Raw genomic sequence first — 6220 nt, forward strand, 5'->3', positions numbered from 1 at the left:
CTCACTCGATGGGGAGTCGATCAGAGAGTTTCCGAGGCATGGCGGAAGGCTTGTAGGGAGTTCCTGTGCCACGGTCGCCTTGCGGGCTGTAGTGGGGGCTGCCCTGGGACGATTCGGGGATGTAGGTCTTGCCTTGATTCTGGGCCTTCCACCATTTGTCCCATCGGCCGGAGAGTTCTTCGACAAGCTCCGGGTTTTGGGCGGCGAGGTTGGAGATCTCAAAGGGGTCCTGGCGGGCATCGTAGAGTTCCCAGCCGGCCTCGTCGGCCTCGACGAGTGTCCAGTCGGCGGTGCGGATCGCCCGATTGTCCAGATATTGGAAGAACATCGGCTCGTCCCGGACCCATTCGGAGCTGCTGCTGAGGGGGAGGAAGGACTTGCCATCGAGCTCTTCGGCCGGGAGATCGACGAGATCCAGAAGGGTCGGCATGAGGTCGGCAATGTGGACCGGGCTGGCTTGGATCTTTCCCTTATGCTTATTTTCGCCAGGCCATTTAATGATGGCTCCGGTGGTGATGCCACCGGCGTGCTGGCTGATCTTGTAAAGCCGCCATGGAGTCACCGCAGCATAGGCCCAGCCGGTGCCGGGCTGGTAGTTCGAGCCCGGATCGCCGGGGAGCAGGCCTTTTTTCAGCATCGCCTGATCGACAACCGAAAATGAGTCGGCCCCGTTGTCGCTGAGAAAGAGGATCAGGGTGTTGTCGGCGCGGCCGGTGCTTTCGAGGGTTTCGATGACGCGGCCGATGCCTTTGTCCATGCGCTCGATCATTGCGGCGTAGGTCGCCATGCGGAGGTCTTCGAGGTCGCGCTGCTGCGGAGAAAGGGAGTCCCAGTCGGGAAGGTTTTCGGGGTACGAGGGAAGCCGTAGTTCCTCAGAAAAGAGTCCGAGCTGCTGCTGACGCTTGAAGCGTGCTTCGCGGATGGCCTGCCAGCCGGCCTGGTAGTTTCCCCGGTGGCGACGGATGTCTTCAAGGGGTGCTTGTAGCGGATTGTGCGGTGCCTGGAGCGAGAGGTAGACAAAGAGCGGCTGCTCAGGGTTCTCTTTGTTCGAGGACTCGATGAAGCGGATGGCGCGGTCGGCGAAGGCATCACTGCTGTAGAAATCCTTGCCGAAATTCTTGAAGGCTTGGCGGTCGAGACGGTAGTCGCGCGAACCCTTGAAGTGATCGGCGAAGCCGCCGAGGAACCCGAAGAAGTGGTCGAAGCCACGATCCATCGGGTCACCGGCGAGGTGCCATTTTCCAATCAGGGCGTTGCGATAGCCGGCTTCCTTGAGGCGCTCGGGGAGAAGCTTGGTTTTCTTGAACTCCTTCAGACCGCGTGGCCACCATTGGCCGGTGAGCATCGAGGCGCGGGAGACGACACACATGCCGCCATTGTGAAAGTGGGTCAGGCGGGTACCTTGTGCGGCGAGCTGGTCCAGTGCGGGGGTGGGGATTTCGCCGCCGAAGCAGCCGAGATCGCTGTAGCCCATGTCATCGACGAGGATGACGAGGATGTCGGGTGGGCGATCGGTTGCTGTTAGAGGCAGGCAGAGCAGGGCGAGGGCGATGAAGAATCGGGTCATGAAAAGATCAGGGCCAAGTCTTTAGCAGGGTGCCTTCTTGAGCGTGCAGGGCAAGGTTTTCGATCTGCACGCTGCCAGCTTCGGAGCATGGATCGATACGCAGGGCTTTGAGGGCACTGGTGGTTTCAAGGGCGATGCTGATTTCATGCCACTGATCGTCGTGCGGGATATTGAGCGCGACATTTGTTCCCTTGTTCAGTGGCATCTTCGGGTCGGTGGTGAAGAAGACCTCGCCGGCACCTGCGGCATTGCTGCGGACGCGGAAGCTCAGCTTGTACGGGCCGGCGGGAAGGCTGCCCAACTGATCAAGGGCGATGCCCGGATCTCCTTTGGTGCAGGTGAGAATGAGGCGTTTGCCCTCGGTCTTGAGTGAGGTTTCGCGACGAGCGCGGATGGGGTCGGCCAACTTCTTGTTCGCCTTGGTGGCTTTGCGGGTTGTGATGGCTCCCTTTTTCCCGGAGTAGTCGGACCACTCTCTGTGGATGTGGCCGGTGGCTTCTTCGAGGACGGGCTGATTGTCGGCTTTCGAGCCCCTCAAGTCCTCGGCGGTCATCTGGTGCCACTGCTGCACCATTTTCTCGACCCGCTCGGGATGCTTGGCGGCGAGATCGTGGAGCTCGGTGCGGTCTTCGGCGATGTTGTAAAGTTCCCAGGGCTGGCGGCGGAAGGAGACGATCTTCCAATCGCCGTCGCGGAAGCCGCGGTCGGTGGCGAACATGAAGTGAAGCGGTGGGCGGGTCTCGGGAGATTCACCGGCAAAGATGGGGGTGAGCGAGGTGCCGGCGAGGGCTGTGGGTTCTCTTCCTGGAAAGGTGGTGGGGATTTCCGCTCCGCCGATTTCCGCGAGGGTGGGGAGGATGTCGACGAGGTGGGCGGGGCTGTGCGTGATGCTGCCCGGTTTGGCTTTCAAGCCGGCGGGCCAGTGGGCGATGGCGGGACTGGTGATGCCACCTTCAAACTGGTTCTGTTTGTAGTAGCGGAAAGGCGTGTTGCGCGCCCATGACCAGCCGGTGCTGTCACTCCAGTGAACTCCGGCCTGATAGGGTTCGCGGTTCATGCCGGTGCTGGTCCGGTCGTAAGGGCAGGCGCCGTTGTCGTTGACGAAGAGGATCAGGGTGTTGTCGAGTTCACCGGCGGCCTCGATGTCGGCGACAAGACGGCCGATTTCCTGGTCCAAGCGGTCGATGAGCGCGGCGAGGGCCGCCATGCGGCGTGACTCCCAATCGCGGAGTTCGGGGGTGAGATCCTTCCAGGCCGGGATGGAGCTTTCGCGTGGCGCGGGATCGACTTCAGGGACGAAAATACCGAGTTCCTGCTGTTTGGCGTGCCGCTCGCGGTTCATGACATCCCAGCCGCTTTCGTATTTGGTACGATACTTGTCGTAGTCTTCCTTGAGTGGCTGAAGCGGGGCGTGAGGAGCGTTGAAGGCGACGTAGAGAAACCAGGGCTTGGTCTCGGAGCGAGCTTCCTTGAGGAATTCCAGAGCGAAGTCGACCTTGGTGACCGTGGTGTAGAAACCTTTCGCTGGGACGGTCCACGGCTGGCCGTTGAGGCGGAAGGTTTTGTCACCGGTGAAGTAGTCGCAGGCCCCGGACAGGTGGCCGAAGTAGCGCTGGAAGCCAAAGTCAGTGGGCTCCTTGTCGAGGTGCCATTTTCCGGACATCGCCGTGAAGTAGCCGGCCGGGGCGAGGACCTCGGGGATCGTGACGGCGCGGGTCAGGGCGACGTCGCCCGCTTGCTTGCACCAGCGTCCGCTGAGCAGGCTGACACGCGAGGAATGGCACTTGGCGGTGTTGTAGAACTGTGAAAATCGCAGACCCTTGGCGGCGAGTCGGTCGAGTGTGGGCGTCTCGATCTCGGAACCGTAGCAGCCGAGGTCGGAAAAGCCCATGTCATCGGTCATGATGACCAGGATGTTGGGTTGTGGCGGTTCCGGATTTGCGAGGATCTGGTTTGGAAAAGCGGCCAGGAGGACACTGGCGAGGAGGGCGATGGTTTTCACGGACTTCCGATACGTCGCCCGGCGATGGTTTCTCTCCTTCTGTTTTCGGGTCGGCATTATTCGGCGCTTTGTTATCCAAGGAGCTTTGCCAGCGGCCTGGCTGCAGGCACCGACAATCAATTCTTGAAAGGGTGCACGGAGCTGGAAGAATGTCCCGATGAAACTCAGTTTACCTCTCGTTGTTGCCGCGGTTTTTACTCCCCTCGTCTTGTTCGGGCAGGAAAAGGAGAGCCTTTTCAATGGCAAGGACCTAAGCGGCTGGGATGGTGATCCGCGTTTGTGGAGTGTGGTGGATGGGGTCTTGGTCGGCGAGACGGACAAGGCTGGAAAAAATGTGAAGAAAAACACCTTCCTGATTTGGAAGGGTGGTGAGGTGGGGGACTTTGATTTCGAAATGGTCGCGCGTGCCGAAGGCAACAACTCGGGCGTGCAGTATCGGAGCCGGGTGATTGATGCGGATAGCTGGTCGGTCGGCGGCTACCAGATGGACATGCATCCCAAGCAGGAGTTTCTCGCGATGCTTTATGAGGAGAAGGGAAGGGGCATCACCTGTCAGCGCGGCCAGAAGGTGGTGCTTGAAAAAGGAGCGAAACCCAAGGTGACCGGGAAGCTGCCGGTGCCGGAGGTGAAGCTTGGGGAATGGAACACCTACCGCATCGAAGCCAGGGGAAATGTGGTGAAGCATTTCGTGAACGGCGAACTTGCAGCGGAGATCACGGACAACGATCCGGAGAAGCGTTCGTTGAAAGGGGTGCTCGCCATCCAGCTGCACGCCGGTCCTGCGATGAAGGTGGAGGTGAAGTCGATCCGTCTTCAGCAGTTGGAGACCGACGGCAAGGAGTGAGGACCCAGAAAATTGATCGCAAGTAGGGATCCATTTGCATTCTGTGGGACCCGCCCGGAATGGTTGTGCCGGAGAGTCTCAGGGATCCTCAACTCGTTCGCCGATAAGCCAGCAGGGTGAGGTCGTCGGGTTTGGAGGGGTGGCCTGACTGGGTTTCGTGCATGCGCTTGCGGGCGAGTTCGGCGAGTTTTTCGACGGCTTTGTCGAGTGGGCCTTTGCGGATGATCCCGATGATTTCATCGAGGCTGAGGTTGTCGGTGAGGCCGTCGCTGGCGAGCAGCAGGGTGTCGTGGCGGTCAAGTTCGAGCGGGGCGCCAAGTTCGATGCGCATTTCGGTGGAACCGATGGCGTTGAGGATGATGTGGCGGTCGTCGTGATGAAGCGCTTCCTCTTCATCGATCAGGCCGGCTTCGACGCCCATGCCGACGAGCGAGTGGGAGATGCTCTGGAACTTGAGTTTTCCGCGCTGCCCGACGACGAGAATCTCGGTATCGCCGATGTGATAAGGGCGGATGGTGTCGGCATTGATTTCGACGGCGGCGAGGGTGGAACCGGATCCGGGAAGGTCGGAAAGGATCTTTCGGTTGGCTTCTTCGATGCCGTTGAGGATGGCGGTGCGGAGCTGCTGGTCGTCCGAGTTGAGGGGCAGTTGTTCGGCGAGCTGGTGGATGACGGTGGCGGCGGCTTCGCCTCCTTGGCGGGTGCCGCCCATGCCGTCGGCGACGACGAACAGGGCTTGCTCCGGGCTGGCGGGGATGACGGCGGCGGCGTCTTGGTTCGGTGAGTTGCGGGTGGGGTGGGCTCGCGAGAAAAGGACGACTTTTCCGTGGGGAAGGGCGACGATGAGCGCTTGGTCGAGGTCGGGCTCGAGCAAGAGAGTGGGGCTGGGTAAGCTGCCAAGTTCCTGGGAAGGCGGAGTCACGCGGATGGGATTGTTAGAGCAAGGCGGCTGCGGGGAGATTCATGTAGGCCTTGTGCAGCGCCTGGGCATTGGCGAAGCGTCGGCGCGATTCGGGTTCGAGGGACTTCCGCAGCAGGGCGATGAATGCGGGATGAGCCTTGCGGCGGAGTTTCGAATACTCCGGCGGTGGCCATTTGAAGGGATACTCGGGGACGTGGCCGGTGACCATTTTATAGAGCAGCAGGCCCATGGCGAAGACATCCGAGCGGAAGGAGGGTTTTCCCATGGCCTGCTCGGGTGCCATGTAGCCGAGGGTGCCGGAACCGGAGGCTTTGATTGTGCGCGCGGCGAGTCGGGCGATGCCGAAGTCGGCGAGCTTCACGACCGGTCCGGGGAAGAGGATGAAGTTCTCCGGTTTGATATCACAGTGGATGATTTGGTGCTGATGGAGTTCGGCGAGAGCTTCGAGGCACTGCTCGATGAATAGTTCCAGATTGGTGCTGGAGACGCGGCGGGCGAGTCGATCGCACAGGCTTTCGGTGCCCAGCGGGTAGGCCATGACGAAGTGGTTGTCGATGATGCTGGCATCCTTGAGGCTCAGGACATTCGGGTGCTGGATCCGCGAGCCGAGGCGGGCTTCCTTGCGGAAATCACTGAGAAAGGCCTCGTCGGCGAGGTGAGGGTGGGGGATCTTGAGTGCGACGCGATGGCCTTCGATGGTATCGAAGGCGCGATAGACATTTGAGTAGTTGCCTTCCATCAGGCGGGCCTCGATCCGGTATTTGCCCAATCGGGATTTGAGTCGCAGGCGCGGCGGTGCGTTCTTTGCGGGCTTCGGTGGGGGAGGGGTGGAAGACATGGATCGCCGTGAAGGTGGCCTTGCTGCCTTTTACCCGGACACGCAGG

Annotated in this window: 5 protein-coding genes; 1 reads left to right on the forward strand and 4 read right to left on the reverse strand. The window is 60.8% G+C overall.

What is annotated here, in order from left to right; all coding sequences use genetic code 11:
• Nucleotide 1: 1 nt before the first annotated feature.
• A complete protein-coding gene (locus WBG04_RS07375; protein WP_424313753.1) occupies nucleotides 2-1567 on the reverse strand; it encodes an arylsulfatase in 1566 nt (521 codons plus the stop codon).
• Between the two features lie 7 nt (nucleotides 1568-1574).
• A complete protein-coding gene (locus WBG04_RS07380) occupies nucleotides 1575-3626 on the reverse strand; it encodes an arylsulfatase (protein WP_424313754.1) in 2052 nt (683 codons plus the stop codon).
• A 100-nt stretch (nucleotides 3627-3726) separates the two neighbouring features.
• Here WBG04_RS07380 and WBG04_RS07385 point away from each other — a divergent pair, with 100 nt between their 5' ends.
• Nucleotides 3727-4413: a 3-keto-disaccharide hydrolase gene (locus tag WBG04_RS07385; protein WP_424313756.1), complete on the forward strand. Its 687-nt coding sequence runs from the start codon at nucleotides 3727-3729 to the stop codon at nucleotides 4411-4413.
• Nucleotides 4414-4501: 88 nt separating this feature from the next.
• Here the strand turns inward: WBG04_RS07385 and WBG04_RS07390 are convergent, their stop codons facing one another.
• Together WBG04_RS07390 and WBG04_RS07395 are read right to left on the reverse strand one after the other, a co-directional pair.
• Nucleotides 4502-5335 carry a PP2C family protein-serine/threonine phosphatase gene (locus WBG04_RS07390; RefSeq protein ID WP_424313757.1) on the reverse strand — a complete coding sequence of 278 codons (834 nt, stop codon included), beginning with the start codon at nucleotides 5333-5335 and terminating at the stop codon, nucleotides 4502-4504.
• Between the two features lie 13 nt (nucleotides 5336-5348).
• A complete protein-coding gene (locus tag WBG04_RS07395) occupies nucleotides 5349-6173 on the reverse strand; it encodes a serine/threonine protein kinase (RefSeq protein ID WP_424313759.1) in 825 nt (274 codons plus the stop codon).
• Nucleotides 6174-6220 lie beyond the last annotated feature (47 nt).

Source organism: Haloferula sp. (assembly GCF_049672945.1).
In the GTDB taxonomy this organism is placed as follows: domain Bacteria; phylum Verrucomicrobiota; class Verrucomicrobiia; order Verrucomicrobiales; family Akkermansiaceae; genus Haloferula.

Bases quoted from the DNA above. Each gene is read 5' to 3' on its own strand.
- WBG04_RS07375 (WP_424313753.1), bottom strand. From the start codon at position 1,567: ATGACCCGATTCTTCATCGCCCTCGCCCTGCTCTGCCTGCCTCTAACA.
- WBG04_RS07380 (WP_424313754.1), bottom strand. From the start codon at position 3,626: ATGCCGACCCGAAAACAGAAGGAGAGAAACCATCGCCGGGCGACGTAT.
- WBG04_RS07385 (WP_424313756.1), top strand. From the start codon at position 3,727: ATGAAACTCAGTTTACCTCTCGTTGTTGCCGCGGTTTTTACTCCCCTC.
- WBG04_RS07395 (WP_424313759.1), bottom strand. From the start codon at position 6,173: ATGTCTTCCACCCCTCCCCCACCGAAGCCCGCAAAGAACGCACCGCCG.